Source organism: Methylosinus sp. shoA, from assembly GCF_059718125.1.
Genome location: NZ_AP046091.1, coordinates 1994435 through 2012220 on the forward strand (window position 1 = coordinate 1994435; position 17786 = coordinate 2012220).

16 protein-coding genes are annotated in these 17786 nt (G+C 67.3%); 10 read left to right on the forward strand and 6 right to left on the reverse strand.

Going from position 1 to position 17786, the window contains the following annotated elements; all coding sequences use genetic code 11:
* The first annotated feature begins 87 nt into the window (after positions 1 to 87).
* The 5 genes from AC6IW9_RS08990 (at position 88) to AC6IW9_RS09010 (ending at position 5138) form a co-directional block, all read left to right on the forward strand.
* Positions 88 to 819, forward strand: coding sequence for a cytochrome c biogenesis CcdA family protein (locus AC6IW9_RS08990; RefSeq protein ID WP_497771653.1), 732 nt, complete (start codon positions 88 to 90; stop codon positions 817 to 819).
* A 6-nt stretch (positions 820 to 825) separates the two neighbouring features.
* Positions 826 to 1551: a class I SAM-dependent methyltransferase gene (locus tag AC6IW9_RS08995; RefSeq protein ID WP_497771656.1), complete on the forward strand. Its 726-nt coding sequence runs from the start codon at positions 826 to 828 to the stop codon at positions 1549 to 1551.
* A 371-nt stretch (positions 1552 to 1922) separates the two neighbouring features.
* The gene (locus AC6IW9_RS09000; protein WP_497771658.1) at positions 1923 to 3104 is read left to right on the forward strand and encodes a PA0069 family radical SAM protein; all 1182 of its coding nucleotides are present in this window, start codon (positions 1923 to 1925) and stop codon (positions 3102 to 3104) included.
* Between the two features lie 93 nt (positions 3105 to 3197).
* Positions 3198 to 3800 carry a ribonuclease HII gene (gene rnhB, locus AC6IW9_RS09005; protein ID WP_497771661.1) on the forward strand — a complete coding sequence of 201 codons (603 nt, stop codon included), beginning with the start codon at positions 3198 to 3200 and terminating at the stop codon, positions 3798 to 3800.
* 165 nt (positions 3801 to 3965) lie between these two features.
* Positions 3966 to 5138, forward strand: a complete 1173-nt coding sequence (locus AC6IW9_RS09010) for a site-specific DNA-methyltransferase (RefSeq protein ID WP_497771663.1) — start codon at positions 3966 to 3968, stop codon at positions 5136 to 5138.
* Positions 5139 to 5141: 3 nt separating this feature from the next.
* On the opposite strand, the gene AC6IW9_RS09015 is transcribed toward AC6IW9_RS09010, so the two are convergent.
* On the reverse strand, positions 5142 to 6578 hold the full coding sequence (locus tag AC6IW9_RS09015) for a glycoside hydrolase family 15 protein (protein ID WP_497771665.1): 1437 nt from the start codon (positions 6576 to 6578) through the stop codon (positions 5142 to 5144).
* A 75-nt stretch (positions 6579 to 6653) separates the two neighbouring features.
* Positions 6654 to 6947, reverse strand: a complete 294-nt coding sequence (locus tag AC6IW9_RS09020) for a BolA family protein (RefSeq protein WP_497771668.1) — start codon at positions 6945 to 6947, stop codon at positions 6654 to 6656.
* Between the two features lie 107 nt (positions 6948 to 7054).
* On the opposite strand from AC6IW9_RS09020, the gene AC6IW9_RS09025 reads away from it, so the two are divergent.
* The 3 genes from AC6IW9_RS09025 (at position 7055) to AC6IW9_RS09035 (ending at position 9947) form a co-directional block, all read left to right on the forward strand.
* A complete protein-coding gene (locus AC6IW9_RS09025) occupies positions 7055 to 7663 on the forward strand; it encodes a J domain-containing protein (RefSeq protein WP_497771671.1) in 609 nt (202 codons plus the stop codon).
* Between the two features lie 90 nt (positions 7664 to 7753).
* Positions 7754 to 8752, forward strand: coding sequence for a cobaltochelatase subunit CobS (gene cobS / locus AC6IW9_RS09030; RefSeq protein WP_497771674.1), 999 nt, complete (start codon positions 7754 to 7756; stop codon positions 8750 to 8752).
* Positions 8753 to 8924: 172 nt separating this feature from the next.
* Entirely contained in the window at positions 8925 to 9947 is a 1023-nt protein-coding gene (locus AC6IW9_RS09035; RefSeq protein ID WP_497771676.1) for a hypothetical protein, read from the forward strand.
* A gap of 483 nt (positions 9948 to 10430) precedes the next feature.
* Here AC6IW9_RS09035 and AC6IW9_RS09040 read toward each other — a convergent pair whose 3' ends face one another.
* The 3 genes from AC6IW9_RS09040 to AC6IW9_RS09050 form a co-directional block, all read right to left on the reverse strand.
* Positions 10431 to 11714: a M16 family metallopeptidase gene (locus AC6IW9_RS09040; protein ID WP_497771679.1), complete on the reverse strand. Its 1284-nt coding sequence runs from the start codon at positions 11712 to 11714 to the stop codon at positions 10431 to 10433.
* 14 nt (positions 11715 to 11728) lie between these two features.
* Positions 11729 to 13102 (reverse strand): M16 family metallopeptidase, encoded by a 1374-nt coding sequence (locus tag AC6IW9_RS09045; RefSeq protein WP_497771681.1) that lies wholly within the window; start codon positions 13100 to 13102, stop codon positions 11729 to 11731.
* Positions 13103 to 13351: 249 nt separating this feature from the next.
* A complete protein-coding gene (locus tag AC6IW9_RS09050; RefSeq protein WP_497771684.1) occupies positions 13352 to 15301 on the reverse strand; it encodes a PhoX family protein in 1950 nt (649 codons plus the stop codon).
* Between the two features lie 197 nt (positions 15302 to 15498).
* Here AC6IW9_RS09050 and AC6IW9_RS09055 point away from each other — a divergent pair, with 197 nt between their 5' ends.
* Positions 15499 to 16287, forward strand: a complete 789-nt coding sequence (locus tag AC6IW9_RS09055) for an NAD kinase (RefSeq protein WP_497771686.1) — start codon at positions 15499 to 15501, stop codon at positions 16285 to 16287.
* 25 nt (positions 16288 to 16312) lie between these two features.
* Positions 16313 to 16861, forward strand: coding sequence for an EF-hand domain-containing protein (locus AC6IW9_RS09060; RefSeq protein WP_497771689.1), 549 nt, complete (start codon positions 16313 to 16315; stop codon positions 16859 to 16861).
* A gap of 8 nt (positions 16862 to 16869) precedes the next feature.
* Here AC6IW9_RS09060 and AC6IW9_RS09065 read toward each other — a convergent pair whose 3' ends face one another.
* Positions 16870 to 17757, reverse strand: coding sequence for a hypothetical protein (locus tag AC6IW9_RS09065; protein WP_497771692.1), 888 nt, complete (start codon positions 17755 to 17757; stop codon positions 16870 to 16872).
* Between the last annotated feature and the right edge of the window lie 29 nt (positions 17758 to 17786).

Genomic DNA, 17786 nt, shown 5'->3' on the forward strand with positions numbered 1-17786 from the left:
TGCCGCTCCCGTCGAGATAGGGCGGCGGCGCCTTTTGCGTCGGCGGCCCGGCTGTGGCACAAGGTCGGCGCGAAGCGAGGAGACTCTATGGCGGCCGACGTGACTTTTCCCGCCGCAGCGGCGGCGGGCGTTCTCTCATTCCTGAGCCCCTGCGTTCTGCCGCTGGTGCCGCCCTATCTCACCTTCATCGCCGGGGCGACCCTCGAGGAACTCACAGTCGAGGGCGCGCCGCGCGCGCGGCGCGATGTGCTCCTCGCCGCTCTGCTGTTCGTCGCCGGCTTCTCCACCGTCTTCGTCGCGCTCGGCGCGACAGCCAGCGTGTTCGGCAAGGTCGTGCGCGCCAATCTCGACATCCTGTCGATCGCCGCGGGCTTCGCTATCATCCTGATGGGCCTGCATTTCTTGGGCGTGTTCAAGATCGGCCTGCTCTATCGCGAGAAGCGCTTCGAGGTCGGCCGTCCGGTCGGCCGGCTCGGGGCCTATGTAATGGGCCTCGCCTTCGCCTTCGGCTGGACGCCCTGCATCGGTCCGATCCTCGCCGCCATTCTCGCCGTCGCCGGCTCGCAGGAGACGGTCGCGCTCGGCGCCGCTCTGCTCGCCGTCTATTCGGCCGGCCTCGGCCTGCCCTTCCTCGCCGCGGCGGCGGCGATGGGGCCGTTCATGGGCTTCATGCAGCGCTTCAAGCGGCATTTCGGCAAGGTGGAGAAGGTCGTGGGCGTCCTGCTGGTCGTGACGGGCCTCGCATTCCTGACCGGAGCGATGCAGAATATGTCCTTCTGGCTGCTGCAGACCTTCCCCGGCCTCGCGCAATTCGGCTGAGCGACCATGTCCCGACCCCTCGACGAGAATCTCTTCACCGGACCGATCGGCGCCGAATATCGAATGCTGGAGCTGATCTGTCCCGACGCCGCCGTGCTCGCCCGCCGCGTCGCCGAGCGCGTCGCCCAATGGCGCGAGGGCGAGGCGCTCGAAGCCTTCGAGATCGGCTGCGGCTCGGGCGTGAGCACCTTGCCGCTGCTCGCCTTTCGCGACGATCTCCATCTCACCGCCATCGACAGCGCGACCGAGATGCTCGACCAGGCGCGGTCGCATCTTTCCGGCTATGTCGAGGCCGGACGCGTGCGCTTCGTCGAGGCCGACGCGCTCTCCAGCCTGCGCGCCCTGCCGGAGGCGAGCCTCGACGTCGTCTCCTCGAACTACGCCATTCACAATTTCCTCGACGACTATCGCCACGAGACGCTGGCGGAGGCGTTCCGGGCGCTGAAGCCCGGCGGCCTCTTCGTCAATGGCGACCGCTATGCGATGGACGACCGCGCGGCGCATCTGGCCGCGACGCAGGCCGAAGTGCGGATCTGGTTCCAGAAGTTCGGCGCGATCGGGCGCTACGACCTCCTCCAGGATTGGGTCGCGCATCTCTTCAGCGACGAATCGCCCGAGCATGTGATGTATCTGACGCCCGCGCTCGAGCGCCTCTCGACGCTGGGATTTGCGCGAGTGCGCGTCGAATATCGCGAAGGCGTCGACACTCTGGTGACCGCGGTCAAGCCCTGAGAGGGGCAATGCGGGTTCCCGAAAAGAAAAACGCCGGACGTACCTCCGGCCCGGCGTTCGAGCCGCCGCGGCGCTGACGTCCTCGGATGCTCTCCGATCAGAGGTAATTCGAACTCGTGACCGGACAATGACCGGACGAACGCGGCGCGAAAAATTTTTCGCGCCGGGTGGACGGCGCTTGACCACAGCCAGAATGTTCCATATATGTTCTATTGTTCGGTAAATGTTCCGTCCCACAGTAAACGCGTCCCCTAAAGTCCTCAGTAGTCGAGCGTAGTCGCGTCGGGCCCGTGGTCGCTTTGCGCCGAGCGTCGCTTCGCGGCGCATCGCCGACTGCGGGCCGCCGAGCGGGCGAGCACGGGAGGTTGGCTATGGCGAGCGCCGCGAAACGTCTGATCGAACGAGCGAAACGGGCCGACTGGCAGAGCGCGGCGCAGCGGAGTCGCGAGGCGATCGGCGCCGTCGTGGATTTTCCGTCCGAGGAACGCCCGATCGTCGATCCGGCGCGGAGGCGCGGGCGCGGCGCCTTGTCTAACGAGAGCGGACGATACGAGCGCGAGCGGCGCGTGGCCGCCGACGACGGTTGGAATTCGCTCGACGAGGCCGAGGCGCTGCACACCAATATTCACATCGAGCGGGCGCGGACCATCGTCACCCGCAACGAGTCGCCGGACATTTCCTTCGACCGTTCGGTCAATCCCTATCGCGGCTGCGAGCATGGTTGCGTCTATTGCTATGCGCGGCCGAGCCACGCCTATCTGGGCCTCTCCGCCGGCCTCGATTTCGAGACCGAGATTTTCGTCAAGGAAGGGGCGGCGCAGCTGCTGGAGCGGGAGCTCTCCGCGCCGGGCTATTCGCCGAAGACCATCGCCATCGGCGCCAATACGGATCCCTACCAGCCGGTCGAGAAGCGCTATCGGATCACCCGCGGCTTGCTGGAGGTCGCGAGCCGCGCCGACCACCCGGTCGGCATAGTGACGAAATCTTCGCTCGTCGCTCGCGATATCGACCTGCTCGCGCCCATGGCCCGCAAGGGGCTCGTCAAAGTGGCGATCTCGGTGACGACGCTCGATCCGGCGCTGGCGCGGGCGATGGAGCCGCGCGCCGCCTCGCCAGAGCGGCGCCTCGCGACGATCGAGAGGCTCTCTGCGGCGGGAATCCCGGTCGCCGTGCTGGTCGCGCCGATCATTCCGGCGATCAACGACGCCGAGATCGAGACGATCCTGACCCGCGCCCATGCCGCCGGCGCGCGCGAAGCCGGCTATGTGATGCTGCGCCTGCCGCTGGAGCTCAGGGAAGTGTTCAGCGAATGGCTCGTCACCCATTTCCCGGCCAAGGCCAGGCATGTGCTCTCGCTCGTGCGCTCGGCGCGCGACGGCAGACTCTATGATCCGTCTTTCGAGAAGCGCATGACCGGGGAGGGGCCCTATGCCTGGATGATCGGCCGGAGATTCGAGGTTGCGGCGGCTCGGCTCGGCTTTTCTCACACGCGCCTGCGCTCCGACCTGTTCCGTGCGCCGCGCTGCGGGGCCGAGCAGCTCAGCCTGTTTTAGCAGTCTGTCCGGGACCTATCCGCCGGCGCGCAGTTGCCGCGCGCCTCTCTTCATGATTTCTCCCGGGCGGCCCGATCGACAGGACGACAGCCGATGCCCCCGCATTTTCGTATCGAGAAGCGTTTGTTGCGTGACGGCCTGTGGCCGGTCGCGGGGGTCGACGAAGCGGGGCGCGGGCCGCTCGCCGGTCCGGTGGCGGCGGCGGCGGTGATTCTCGATCCGAGGCGCTTGCCGGAAGGCGTCGACGATTCGAAAGCGCTCACTGCCGAAGCGCGCGCCGCCGCCTTCGAGCGCATTGCGGAATGCGCGCTCGCCATCGGCGTCGCCTTCGCGAGCGCCGCGGAAATCGACGCGATGAACATCAGACGGGCCTCTCTCGCGGCAATGACGCGGGCGGTCGCCGCGCTCGCGCTCGCTCCGCGCCATGTGCTGATCGACGGCAATGACCCGCCGAGCCTCGTCTGCCCGGCCCAGGCGATCGTCAAAGGCGACGCGTCATCGTTGTCGATCGCCGCCGCCTCCATCGTCGCCAAGGTGATGCGCGACCGCCAGATGCGCCGGCTCGCCGAGCTCTATCCGGACTATGGATTCGCCACCAATGCGGGTTACGGCACCAAGGAGCATCTCGCTGCGCTCGTCGCTCTGGGGCCGACGCCGCACCACCGCATGAGCTTTGCGCCGATGCGCCGGAAATAGTCTCCGAAAAGCCGCCCGGACATTCGGTAAATACCTCGTAAACAAATGATTTTGTTAACTGAGCCGTGCGGAAAAGGGACAGCGCCGCGCGGCCCCCCTAAACCCGCTTTTTACTCCGCTCGGGGCAATGTGCCGGCGTTGGTAGCGTAGCCGGTGTCGAGTTCCATGAGTAGCGCGCGCGTCGGGGCGGCCCGCTCCCATTCCCAGCTGAAGGTCACGCGTACTGGGTCCCCGAGCTTTCGGTCGCCCGACGCGCCGCGCAACTCTATCCTCCTCGGCGACAGCGTCGAGCTCATGGCGGGCCTGCCCGCCGAGAGCGTCGACCTCGTCTTCGCCGATCCGCCTTATAATCTGCAACTCGCCAATCGGCTGACGCGGCCGGACCAGAGCCTCGTCGACGCGGTCGACGACGATTGGGACAAATTCGCCGATTTCTCCGCCTATGACGCCTTCACCCGCAACTGGCTCTCGGCGGCGCGCCGGGTGATGAAGCCCAACGCCACGATCTTCGTCATCGGCTCCTACCACAACATTTTCCGCGTCGGCGCGCTGATGCAGGATCTAGGCTTCTGGATCCTCAACGACATCGTCTGGCGCAAGACCAATCCGATGCCGAATTTTCGCGGCCGGCGCTTCACTAACGCGCATGAGACGCTGATCTGGGCCGCCCGCGACTCTGCCTGCCGCGCCTATACGTTTCATTACGAGGCGCTGAAGGCCGGCAACGAAGATTGCCAGATGCGCTCCGATTGGCTGCTGCCGATCTGCACCGGCGGCGAACGCCTCAAGGATGCGGCCGGACGCAAGGCCCACCCGACGCAAAAGCCCGAGGCTCTCCTCGCGCGCGTCATGCTCGCGGCGTCCAATCCCGGCGATCTGGTTCTCGATCCCTTCTTCGGCAGCGGCACGACCGGCGCCGTGGCCAAGAGGCTGGGGCGGACCTATCTCGGGATGGAGCGTGACCCTGCATACGCCGACGCGGCGCGCGCGCGGATCGATGCGATCGAGCCTCTATCCGACGACGCCGTCGCTGCGGCGCCGACCCGGCGCTCGGCGCCGCGAATCGCTTTCGTGAGCCTCGTCGAAGCCGGCCTCGTCGCGGCCGGCGCGACGCTCACCGACGCGCGCCGCCGCCACAAGGCGATGGTGCGGCCCGACGGCGCGCTGGCGCTCGGCCCGATCGTCGGCTCGATCCACAAGATCGGCGCGCTCGCGCAGGGTCTGCCCGCCTGCAACGGCTGGACCTATTGGCATATCGAGACTGGCGACGGCGCGCTCGCGTCGATCGACGAACTCCGCGCGGCCGCACGCGCGCGCTTCGGCGCCGCGGCCGAATAGAGCTCAAGCGAGCGCGGCCTCCCGCGCCGCGACAGCGAAGACATGCGCCGCATAGCTCCAGGCGAGATTGCGCGCCGACGCCGGCGCGCCGGTCGCCTTGTCCAATTGCTCCGGCATCTCGCCCGAGCCGGGCAGAAGCGCGGCCAGCCGGCTCAGAATGGAATCGCCGCGATCGCGAAACCGAGCGGCGACCGCGCGTCGCATGTCGCCCTCTGGCAGGAAAACGTCCGGGCCGCGGTCGGCGAGCGCCGGCAATCCGCACCGCCCGAGGAATATCCGGTTGTCCGCGTCGGCGCGAAACGTCCCTTCGGCGTGGATATGGCCGGCGAGCCGGTAGTAGAGCTCTGCGGCGGCGAAGGCGACGAAGAGAAAGACGCCGCCGCCGTAATAGCCGTCGCCGCGGAACCGGCCGAGCAGAGGCGCCGCCTCCGGCGGGAGGGCGCGATTGATCGGAAATTCGCGCGCGAACAGCTCCTCGAGCCGCGCCAAAGTCGCCTGGACGCGCGGATCGAGCGCGCTGTGCCGCCCATCGGCGAGTCCTGCCTGCGCGACGGCGAGGACGGCCGCGGAATCGAGATCGGCGTCGGAAGGCGTCTCTGTCCCCTTGATCGCGGACAGATAGAAGCCGCGGTCGGCGTTCCAATGATGGTCGAGGTCGCGGCGCAGGCGCCCCGCCGCCGCGTCGCATCCGGCGGCGTCGATCCCGACGCCGGGGTCCTGCGCCAGCGCGGCCGCTCGCTCCAGCGCCGCGAGGCAGACGAGGCGCGTGTGATAATGATGGCCGAAGCGATATTCCCAAACGTCGTAGCAAGGATCGTCGAAGCGATCGAGGAGGAAGGCGATGTCGCCGCGCAGCAGCGCGCGCGCCTCGTCCGGTCGATCCTGTTCGAACAGCGTCCGGCGGCGCAGCAGTGCGAGTGCGCGCAGCGCCGGGCCGTCGATCTGCGGACGCGCCCATTTCAGAATGTCGAGCGTCGCATCCGGATTGACGCGCGCCTCGGCGAGGGCGCGGTCGCCGCCGATCGTCTCCAGCTCGTTTTCGCTGCGCAGGTAACGCGCGAGCTCGGGGTCGGTGGTTTCGCCCGCGCCTTGCGACGCGAGGCGGGCCGGGCCGTCGAGACGGCCGATCTCCAGGCTGAAACGCACGAAATCGCCGAGATCCCTCATGCGCTCGCGGTCGGTGCGGCCGCGCTCGATCGCCAGCGCGAGCGCCTCGACGACGACGGCGGAATCGCGCAGCCAATGAAAGAAGTAGTCGGGCTTGGCCGAAGCGCCGACCGTCGGCGAGGCGACCACCGATCCGCGGCGGGGAGAGATCGACTGGCGGAACTCGGGCCGGATGTGCGTAAGGCCGATGGCGGAGATCGACCCTACCATATGTTCGAGCGAGACGCGCAACCGCCGCCGCGTCCACAGGTCGAGATCGACGCCTTCGGTCATGACCGATCCTTCAGGGAATGCGGCTCTTACCCGCCTTCCCCGCCGCCGGCAACCCGATCTCTCGGCGCCGGCCGGTCACGACCCGTCGGGAGCGCGCGCATCGATCGCCAGCGCATGCACGCCGCCCGCCAGCTCCTCGGCCAGCAGAGAATTGACGAGCCGGTGCCGCTCGACCCGGCGCTTGCCGGCGAAAGCCGCGCTCACCACCTCGACGCGAAAGTGAGTCTCGCTCCTGTCGTGATGGTGGCCGGCATGGCCGGCGTGATGATGCGACTCGTCGATCACATTCAGCGACAGGGGCGCGAGCGCCGCATTCAGCTTGTCGCAGATGCGCGCGCGAACGGCGCCCGAATTGCCTGTCTCGGCCATGTTCGATCCTCCTCTCGCGGAGCGAAGCAAATTTCCCGCCGCCCGATGGGGAGTTTGTCGGCGGGTTCCGCTTGCAGCCCTCGCCCAGTCCACCATAATGCAGCGCCATGGATTTGAATTCCCCCCTCTTCGACCGTATCCGCGTGAAGCCCGAGCCGCGGCAGGAGCGCCGCGAGCCGCGCTTTCGCTGCGACGCGCCCGGCTGCGAGGCGGAAGGAGCCTATCGCGCGCCGATGGGGCGGCAGCGCGAGGGGCAATATTTCTGCTTCTGTCTGGAGCACGTTCGCGAATACAACAACTCCTACAATTATTTCAACGGAATGAGCGACGCCGACGTCGCCCGCTACATGAAGGATGCGACGACCGGCCATCGCCCGACCTGGGCCATGGGCGTGAAGCGAGGCCAGAACGCTTTTCGCGAGGATCGCGCCCGGGACGGCGATTTCGCCGATCCGCTCGGCCTCTATCGTCAGCGCTTCCATCGCGGCCGCCCGCATGCGGAGACGGCCGCGCCGAGCCATTCGGCCGTGACCTTGAAGGCGCTGAACGCGCTCGGCCTCGAGGAGACCGCCGGTGCGGAGGCGATCAAGACGCGATATAAGGAGCTGGTCAAACGTCACCATCCGGACGCCAATGGCGGAGACCGCTCCTGCGAGGAGCGGTTGCGGGAGATCATCCACGCCTACAAGACTCTCAGGGCGGCCAAACTCGTGTGACCGCAAGCGCGTGTGACGGCAAGCGCGTGTGACGAATTGTCGGACCGGGCCGACGCGGATGCGCCGCGCGGCCGGCGGAACGGAGGATGAATGTTACTCGATAGCGACAAGGCCGCAGGGGGCGCGCCTCTGCCGGATCTGAAGGTCTCTGTGCGTCAGCTGTTCGGCATCGACACGGATCTCGAGGCGCCGGCCTATTCGGAGCCCGACGAGCATGTCCCCGACACCGACCCCGACTATCTGTTCGACCGCGACACGACGCTCGCCATTCTCGCCGGCTTCGCCCGCAATCGCCGCGTGATGGTGACGGGCTATCACGGCACGGGCAAGTCCACCCATATCGAGCAGGTCGCCGCGAGGCTGAACTGGCCTTGCGTTCGTGTGAATCTCGACAGCCATGTGTCGCGAATCGATCTCGTCGGCAAGGACGCGATCGTGCTGAAGGAGGGCAAGCAGGTCACCGAATTCCGCGACGGAATTCTCCCCTGGGCGCTCCAGCACAATATCGCGCTCTGCTTCGACGAATATGACGCCGGCCGTCCGGATGTGATGTTCGTCATCCAGCGCGTGCTCGAGGTCTCCGGCCGTCTGACGCTTCTCGACCAGAATCGCGTCATCCGCCCGCATCCGGCCTTCCGCCTGTTCGCCACCGCCAATACGGTCGGGCTCGGCGACACATCGGGACTCTATCACGGCACGCAGCAGATCAATCAGGGCCAGATGGACCGCTGGTCGATCGTCACGACGCTCAACTATCTGCCGCACGACGCCGAGACCAATATCGTGCTCGCCAAGGTGAAGAGCTTCCAGACGACCAAGGAAGGCCGCGATACGGTCAACAAGATGGTGCGCGTCGCCGATCTCACCCGCAACGCCTTCATGGCGGGCGATCTGTCGACGGTGATGAGCCCGCGCACCGTCATCACCTGGGCGGAGAACGCCGAGATCTTCGGCGATGTCGGCTTCGGATTCCGCCTCACTTTCCTCAACAAATGCGACGAGCTCGAGCGACCGCTGGTGGCGGAGTTCTATCAGCGCTGTTTCGGCAAGGAGCTGCCCGAGAGCGCCGTCAATGTCGTCATGACGTGAGAAGAAGCTGCATTTTTCGCGTCGCGATTGCAAATCTATCCAAATGGCGTCAGTCTGGCGCCGAGAATCGAGTTCGGCTTCGTCCGGCCTCCTCGTCGGCATCGCTCCGCCTCGTCGCGGCCGAACCGCGAGGCTTCGTCGCGTGACGCCGGAGAGGGCCGCAGGCAGCCGCTTGAACGATCTTGTGCGACGCTTCGCCCATGTTCGCGGAGGGCCCCTGCCGGGCCGACTGGCCGTCGGGGTGCTCTCGGCGCTCGTCGGCGCGATCGCCTTTCATGCGATCGGAAGGCTCATCGACGATTGTCACGCCTATGCCGCTTTCTATCCGGTCATCCAGATCGCCGGGCTCGCGGGCGGCCTTGCCGCGGCGGCGACCTCGGCGCTGCTGTCGACTGTGATCGTCCATTTCTCGGCCGAGCGTCTCGCGGAGTTCTGGGCGGGCGCCGTTCTGCTTTTCGCGAGCGCGGCGCTGGCCGGGCTGGCGGGGGAGAGATTGCGCTCGCCGTCGGATGGCGCAGCCGACACGGCCGGGCGCCGGGAAGGGGCGCGCGCCGAGGGTCGCGCTTCCGAGACTCGAACCTTGGAGTCGATCGCGGCGACGATCACTCACGACATCACTCAGCCCCTGGCGGCCGCCGTCGCCTATTTGCAGACCGTTCGTCGCCTTCTCTCGATCGAGGCGGGCGAGCGCGCTTCGTCCGTCGTCGCCACTGTGGACAAGGCCGCCGTGCAGCTGGGGCGGGCGGGACGGCTCGTGATGCGGCTGAGGGAATTCCTCGCTCAGGGCCCGCCGCGGCTCGCCTCGGTGCCGCTACATGCTCTGATGCTCGACGCCATCGGCCCGCATCGCCGCGACGGCGCGCCGTGTCTGCGGCTCGACGCCCGCCACGACCTCGTCTCGGCTGATCCGGCGCAGCTCGAGCAGCTTCTCGCCGAGCTGCTGCAAGCGGCGGCGACGGGCGTGCGGCCGCCGGCGGATCGGCCGACGATCGCCACATCGTCCGACGAGAAATTCGTCACCGTGACGATCGCCCTCGGCGATGTCGACCCGGACGCGCCCGATGGCCGGAACGTCGATCTTTCGCTCTGGCGCGCGATGGTCGAAGCCCATCGCGGAGCCTTCCGAGTCGGGCAGGCGGAGGAGGGCGGTCTCCTGATCGAATTCACGCTTCCGCTCGCCACGCGCGGTGAATAGCGGGGATCACGCGCCCGATTCGCTTGCGGAGCGCTCCGCGCCATGCACAATTTCCGGCCACGTTTTGGCTCTCGCGCAGCGGCGATTGACAAGTCAAATCGACAGCGAGAATAAGTCGTTGAAAACAACGAATCTGGCGTTTCGACTTCGTAGTTATACTATAGTAGTCTTACTACAGTACCAGTACTAATGTTGCCAGGGAGCAACATGTCTAGTCTTTCTTTCGTCGCGCCAAATTAGGTTGTTTTCTTTAGGCGCGTTCCGGGCTAAAGAAGAGATGTAGTCGATCGATAGTCGATCAATTTGCTCCCGGTGAATTTCAGAGGCGCGGGGTTCGGCGTGCGCCGGACCCCTTTTTCATGGACCCGGCCTTTTCCTCCTGGCCGATATCGTCGAGTATTTCGACGCTCGAAAACGAAAATCCCCCCTCGTGATCTTGCCATCACGAGGGGGGATGACTTCGTCGAACCCAGAAGAAACTGTTCAGAGGCCTCGTGGCCGGCCGGCGATCGACACCAGCAGCTCGCCGCCGCCGAGCAGCCGCTTCGCCACGCGCCGCGCGTCCTCCATCGTCACCGCATCGATCTTGGCGTTGCGCTCGTCGAGATAGGACGGCTCGAATCCGTCGAGCTGCAGATTGACGAGCTGGCTCGCGATCTTCGTCGAGGTGTCGAAGCGCAGCGCATAGGAGCCGGTCAGATATTTCTTGGCCTTGTCCAACTCGTCGGCGGTCGGGCCTTCGGAGCCGAGAGCGGCGAACTGGCTCTGAATCACGTCGAGCGATTCGCGCGCCCGCTCGTTCTTGGTGGCGGCGCCGCCGACCAGCATGGCGCTATGGTCGTATTCGTTGAGATGCGAATAGACCGTATAGGCGAGTCCGCGCTTCTCGCGCACCTCGTTGAAGAGGCGCGCCGTGAACACGCCGCCGCCGAGGATGTGATTGACGACGACTGCGCCGAAGTAATCCGGATCCTTGCGCTCCAAGCCCGGCCGGCCGAAACGGATCGTCGACTGCGGCACGTCGAGATCGACGATCAGGCGCTCGCCGACGCGATGAATGTCGATCTCGGCAACGGGGTCGAGGCGCGCCTGCCGCGGCAGCGCGCCGAAGACGAGGTCGAGCTTTCTTGCGAGCGTCGCCGCGTCGATCGCGCCGACGACGGCGATCTCGAGATCGCTCGTCGCCAGCATGCGGCCGCGCAGAGCCTCGAGGTCGTCGCGCGTGACGGTCTCGAGGCTCTCCGGCTCGCCGCGCACCGGCCGGCCATAAGGATGGCCGGGGAACGCCGCCTCGCGAAAGGCCTTCGCGACCAGCGCGTCGGGATCATTGGCGTCGCGCTTCAGCCCGGCGATGACCTGACCGCGCACGCGGTCGATGGCTTCGCCGTCGAGCCGCGGCTCACAGACGGCGAGGCGCAGCAGCTCGAAAGCCGGATCGATGTTGCGCGACAGCGTCTGCAGATGGCCGGAGACCGTATCGCGATCGCAGCCGAAGCCGAGCCTGATGGCGAGATCCTCGATTGCGCGATGGAAGGCGCGCGAGTCATAGGGGCCGGCGCCTTCGTCGAGCAGGCCGGCGAGCAGCGTCGAAAGTCCCGCCTTGCCGGCCGGGTCCTGAGCGGCGCCGCCGCGCATGGCGAATTCGAGCGCGACGAGCGGAACGGCGTAGCTCTCGACGAGCCACGCCCCGATTCCTCCCGGCGTAACGATGCGCTGAATGGTCTCGGCGCGGCTCTTCGCGGGCGCGACGGCGGCAGGGGCTGTCATTGTGGCGATGCTCCTCACGCGGCGAGTCCGGCCGGCTCGCCTTGCTCGTCCGACTGCAGAAAGCCGGTCACGGCGCGGCGCTTCTGCAGCCACCTCCTGGCGGCCTCGGCGACGTCGGCCGCGGTTACGGCGTCGATGCGGTCGGGCCAAGCGGCCACATCGACGACGCCGAGACCGGTGGCGAGCGATTCGCCATACCAGCGCGCGAGCGACACCTGGCTGTCCTGCGCATAGACCGCCTCGGCGACGAGCCGCGTCTTGGCGCGATTGAGTTCGTCCGCGCCGACTTCCTCGGCCGCGAAATCGGCGAGCGCCGCGTCCAACGCTGCATCCAACTGTTCGAGCGTCACCTCGGGGGCAGGGGTCGCGAACACCCAGAGACGCGTGTCGTCGACCGCCGAGCCCATGTAATAGGCCCCGGCGTTGACCGCGACCTTCTGCTCCACCACCAGCGCGTCGTAGAGCACGCTCGACGGACCGCCGCCGAGCACATGGGCGAGCACTTCGAGCGCTTCCGCTTCGCCGGGCGCCGCCGTCGTGTAGGAGGGCACGAGAAAGACGCGCTCATGCGTCGGCTGCTCGACCTTCTCGTCGGCGAGCGTCACCAGGCGATGGGCGCGCGGCTCCGGCTCCCGCGGACGGCGGCGTGCCGGCGCGTCGGCACGGGCGGGGATGCGGCCGTAGGTTCTTTCGGCGAGCGCGACGACGGCGTCCGCCTCGACGTCGCCGGCGACGATCAGGATCGCATTCTCCGGCGTGTAGAAGCGATGGTAATAGGCGAGCGCGTCCTCGCGGCCGAGCGTCTCGATCTCATGGCCCCAGCCGATGATCGGCGTGCCATAGGGGTGATGCGGGAATAGCGCCGCCTGCACGGCTTCGTCCAGCTGGGCGGAAGGGTCGTTCTCGGTGCGCATGCGGCGCTCTTCGAGCACCACGTCGCGCTCGGGGCCGACCACCTCGTCCGAAAGCACGAGATTGGTCATGCGGTCGGCCTCGAACGCCATCAGCGTGCCGAGATGCTCCTTGCCGATCCGCTGGAAATAAGCGGTGTAGTCGTAGCTGGTGAAGGCGTTCTCCTGGCCGCCGAGCTCGGAGACGAGATTGGAGAATTCGCCCTGTGGATGCGCATGCGTTCCCTTGAACATCAGATGCTCGAGGAAATGGGCGATTCCCGACTTTCCGAGCGGATCGTCGGCGGAGCCGTTGCGATACCAGACCATATGCGTGACGACCGGCGCGCGGCGGTCCGGGATGACGACGATGTCCAGCCCGTTGGCGAGGCGCGTGTGGACGACGCCGGCGGCGCTGGTCTCGCCCGTGGCGGAGGCGTGAATCCTAGCGGCGTCGGTCTTGGCCGCGCTTCCCTCAGCGAGGGCTGGCTGTGTCATCTGCGTTAGGTCCTTCCTGAATCGCTGGCGACGCGTCCGTCTCGGAGCGCCTCGATTTCGCGCCGAGAGAAAGCGCCAAGAGAAAATGGCGCCAATCGGCTGCGAGCGCTGCGACGTGAGCATTCGGCCTATATAAGCGCGAAAGCGCGCCGTGTCAGGCGCCGCCGGCCGCTTTGCCGACCGGGCTGGAACGCGAAAGGGCGGCCCGAAGGCCGCCCCCGCGTCATTGCCGTCGTTGCGAAGGTTTCGTTACGCGATTCTGCCGCCGCCCTTTTTCGTGATGGCGACGACCGAGGGACGCGGCGGGACGCCGTCCTTGAAGTCGGGCCAGCGGGTCGACGGATTGGAGAAGGTTCCGCCTTCGCCCGGATGCTGGATCGCGACGAACAAGGTCTCGAGGTCCGGCGTGAAGCGCGGCCCGCAGAGCTCGGCGCCGAGCGGGACGCGGTAGAAGTGCTTCGCCGTCCCGCGCGCCGCGCCGGCGGTCTCGAGCGCCCACAGTCCATCGGCGCGTCCCGTCGAGCTCGCGTTCTGGCCGTCCGTCGCCACCCAGAGCCGGCCCTTTGCGTCGACCGCCACATTGTCGGGCATGCCGAACCAGCCGTCCGCCGTCGTCGCGGGATTGAAGCTCGCTCCGACCGCCGGATCGAGATGATTGCCGCACTTCACCAGGACGTTCCAGGTGAAGGTCGTCCCGGCGTGATCGCCGTCGTCCGGCTGGAGCTCGATGATATGGCCGTAGGCGTTGTTCGCGCGCGGATTGGCGGCGTCGACCTGATCCTGCGTGCGCCGGGTGTTGTTGGTCAGAGCGACATAGACCTTGCCGGTCTTCGGGCTGGCCTCGACGTCCTCGGGACGGTCCATCTTGGTCGCGCCGAGAAGATCCGCGGCGAGACGCGTATTGATCAGGATATCGCCCTGATTCGCGAAACCGTTGGCCGCGGTCAGCGGACCGCGCCCGTGAACGAGCGGGAGCCAAACGCCCCGGCCGTTGGCGGAGAATCTCGCCACATAGAGCACGCCGTGGTCGAGCAGATCGCGATTCTTGGCCCGGTCCAGCGTGTCGACCCGGCCGCGGGTCACGAATTTGTAGATATAATCGAAGCGCTCGTCGTCGCCCGAATAGATGACCACCCGGCCGTCGCGGTTCACGACCGTCTCGGCGCCTTCATGCTTGAAGCGGCCGAGCGCGGTGCGCTTGATGGGAGTGGAAGTCGGGTCGAAGGGATCGATCTCGACGACCCAGCCGAAGCGATTGGCTTCGTTGGGCTCCTTGGCGATGTCGAAGCGGTCGTAGAAGTTGCCCCAGGCATAGGCGTTGCCCGGCACGCCCAAGCGGCGGAAGCCGGCCTCGTTGGGATGGCCGGTCAAGGACGACGAGGGATCGATGAAATAGCCGTTGAAATTCTCCTCGCAAGTGAGCCATGTGCCCCACGGCGTGACGCCGCCCGCGCAATTGTTCAACATGCCGCGGACAGCGGCGCCAGTCGGGTCGGCGCTGGTCTTCAGCTTGTCGTGGCCCGCGGCGGGACCCGAAAAGCGCATCGACGTCGTTCCCGTGATGCGGCGCGCATAGACGCTGTTCGCGACGACCTTCCACCGGCCGCCGGCCTTCTTCACTTCGAGGACGCTGCCGCCATGCGCCACGATCTCGACGTCGACGATCTTCTTCGTCACGGGCGTGGGCTTCGCGAACATCAGCTCGGAGTTCGTGTATTCGTGATTCACGACGAGAAGGCCGTGATCGCTCGCGCCGGAGCCGCCGCCCCATCCGAAATCGCGGTGACGCGGATCGAGCGGGATATAGCCGATGAAGTCGTTGTTATAGCCGAACTGCTTCGCCTGGGTGGCCGCCGACAGATTCTTGGGGTCGAACGCCGGCGCGCCGGCGACGACCTTGTCGCCCCAGCGGACGAGAATATCGGCGTAATAGCCTTCCGCGACGAGGTGCCGCACGCCGAGGCCGGCTTTCACCTCGGGGAAATTGAAAGACGGGGTCGTCGAGACCGCCGCCAGAGCGTGCATCGGCTCGATCGCCGCGATCGCGGAAACCGCCAGGAGACCCTTCGCCAGGTCGCGGCGCGACATCCGCTCGGCGATGATGTCCCCCATCGTCGGATTGTCGCTCCGATTTGCGCCGATATCGTCGGAGAGCTCGCCCGGCTTGACGCTGCGAGAGAAATTGGAACCGTCAGTCATGAAACGCCCCCTTCGCCACATTGGCTGTCCGGGCGGATACACGGCTTCGATGAAGTCGAGATGACATTCGAATTGTTTTGAATCTCGAGAGCGAAGCGCCGCCTCCGGCGCGCGGCCTTCCCTCGCCGGCCTTCGCGGGTGTATTCAAGCGGCGTCCATGCGCCGGCCGACCAGCGGCGCCAAGTCCGGGTGCCTCGATGTCGGACGCCGGCGAAACGCCGAACAGCTTCAAGCGGCTCGCCTTCCTCTCCTCGGGCACGCCGGAGGCCGACGAGGCGCGCACGCGGCTCGTCGCCAAATATGGCGACGTGCCGCCCGAGGACGCCGATTGCATCGTGGCGCTCGGCGGCGACGGGCTCATGCTGCGCACGCTGCATCGGTTCATGGGAGCGGGCAGGCCCATCTACGGCATGAACCGCGGCTCGGTCGGCTTCCTGATGAACGAATATCGCGAGGGGAATCTGCGCAAGCGCATCGCCGGCGCCAAGCCTTCGATCGTCCATCCGCTGCTGCTGCGCGCCACCAACACCCATGGCGACGAATTCACCGCCCACGCCATCAACGAAGTATCGCTGCTGCGGCAGAGCTCGCAGATCGCCAAGATCAGAATTCTGGTCAACGGTCAGGAGCGCATGCCGGAGCTCGTCACCGACGGCGTGCTGGTGGCGACGCCCGCGGGCTCGACCGCCTACAACCTCTCCGCCAACGGCCCGATCCTGCCGCTCGACGCGCCGCTGATGGCGCTCACGCCCATTTCCGCCTTCCGTCCGCGGCGCTGGCGCGGCGCGCTGCTGCCCGATGTCGCCAAGGTGCGGCTCGAGGTGCTGGAGGCCGAGAAGCGCCCGGTCTCCGTCGTCGCCGACCACGACGAGTTCCGCGACGCTCTTCGCGTCGATGTCGAGATGGATCATGGAACCGATCTGATCCTGCTGCACGATCCCGGCCATTCGCTGGAGGAGCGCATTCTGCGGGAGCAGTTCGGTTGACGGCGGGCGGAGTGGAGGCGTCGAAATGCATCAGCGACGGATATTGTTCGCCCTCGCCGTTCTGGCGGTTTCCTCGGCCGCCTCGCTCGCGCAGCAGCGGCCGCACGGCGGCTTTCCGGGCGGGGCCGGCCGAGCGCCCGAGGGGCAGGACGCGGTTCTCGCCACGGCGAGCGAATGGGGCGGCGCGCAGGGCGTCTACACCTGCGAGCAATGGCGGCAATATCTGCAGCGCATGTACAACGTCGCCGACAAGCGCCGCCGCGGCTTTTTCGACGCGCGGGATTTCGAGACGGTGCGCCGCATCAGCCCGGTTTTCCGCAGCGCGAGCTTCGATTATTTCGACATGGCCGGCAAGGGCAAGGTGACGAAAGAGGAGTTCCTCGCCTTTCCGAGCCCCTTTTTCGAGCGCTACGACAAGAGACGGACCTGCCGCGTCACGCAGGAAGAGATCGCCCGGGCGCGCACGCCCGCCGGCGCCGGCGGGCAGCAGCCGTCGGACAGCGGGCCGGGATTTCCGGGCAAGGGACGTGGAGGATTCGGCGGCGGCTATGGCGGCGGCGGCTTCGGACGCTGAGGGCGCGCTCAGCGCGGATCGGCGCGCCATTTCGGCGCGTCGGGCGCGGTGAAATCGAAGGTCCAGAGGAACGGCCGCAGCGCATTGACGCCGAGGATCAGCGGCGCGTCGCGCCCGAGCGCGCTACGCAGCGGGCCGAAATCATAAGCGATCACATAGAGGTCGCGCAGCGCGCGCCCCTCGCCGAGATCGATCGCCGCGATCTTGTAGAGCTTGGCCGAGAGCGCCGCGCCGCCGGCGTCGCGCGCATGCGCCTTCTCGCGCACGGGCTTGAACAGCGATTTGTGACGCTCGACGAAGCGGCGGTCGACCGCCGAGAGCTCCGCTCCGCTGTCGATCAGGCCGATCGCCCTGGTCCGGCCGAGCCGCGCCTCGACGCCGACCAGGCGCCCGCCCGGCCCGAGGCGGCGCAGAGGCGCGAGCGGGCCCGCGGCGCCCGGAAACGCCATGCGCCCTCCCTCGAGATCGAGCGTGAAGCGGGCGTTGCGGAAGAAATCGAGCCCGAGCAGATCGTCGCCGGCGCTCTCCTCGCAGCGCGTCACGACATATGTCGCCCGGCCGATGTTGTTTCCCTGCTCGGCCACGAGCTGCACATTCTGCGCCTCGACATCCTCGCAGCGCGTCGTCAGGCCGGAGGCCGCCTCGGACTCGCTGCGGCCGACGAGCGGGAGCTGCGCGTTCCAGGGCGCGACGCGCAAGCGCGTGCTGGAGGCGCCCGTGTCGAGGCGCATCGTTCCGAGCACATTGCCGAAGCGCGCCGAGACATGGACGCGGCCGCCGCCGTGCTCGCCGTCCGTCACGGCGAGGGCGACGACGGAGCCTTCGGCGGCGAGCGCCGGCCGGCTCGGCGCGGCGAGGCAGGCGAGCGCGGCGACGACGGAGCGAAAGAGAGTCATGGCGAAAATCCCGGCGCGAAGTCCGGCGA